We start from the raw sequence: 501 nt of genomic DNA, 5'->3' as shown, positions 1-501 counted from the left end.
AGGTTGAGCAGCTGCACCGTCTGCATCTTGCGGAACTTGCGCATGTTTTCGCGGATGCGGTCATAGATGACGACCGTGTCGTTGAGGGAGTAGCCGACCACGGCCAGGAAGGCGGCAACGATGTTGAGATCGACCTGCAACTGCGTCAGCGCAAAAAAGCCGAGAATCAGCGCGACGTCGTGAAATAGGGTGACCAGCGCCCCGACACCAAATTGCCATTCGAACCGGAACCAGATGTAAACCGCGACCCCGAGCATGGCGAGCGTGATGGCCAGCAGGCCGGCCTTGGCAAGCTCATCCGAGACCTTGCCAGAAACCGCTTCAGCGGCGCCGACGGTGACGCCGGGATATTGCGCCTGGAGCATGCCACGCACCTTGTCGGTAATCGCAGAGGCCTGCGATTGCGGGCCATCTGGGCGGGGCAGGCGGATCTGATAGGTCTTGCCGTCACCGAATTCTTGGATGTTGGCTTCGCCGACGTCGAGTGCTTCGACCCGGGTC

Annotated in this window: 1 protein-coding gene; it reads right to left on the bottom strand. The window is 61.1% G+C overall.

Annotation, left to right across the window (positions count from 1 at the left end; translation table 11 throughout):
• Positions 1-501 (bottom strand): protein translocase subunit SecF (secF, locus tag J5M67_RS27980; protein WP_207888618.1); only part of this gene is annotated, 501 nt, incomplete at both ends.

Source organism: Pseudomonas sp. 30_B, assembly GCF_017491605.1.
Lineage (GTDB): Bacteria > Pseudomonadota > Gammaproteobacteria > Pseudomonadales > Pseudomonadaceae > Pseudomonas.
Note: the sequence above shows the minus strand (reverse complement) of the source record. Positions and strands in the feature narration are given on the sequence as shown.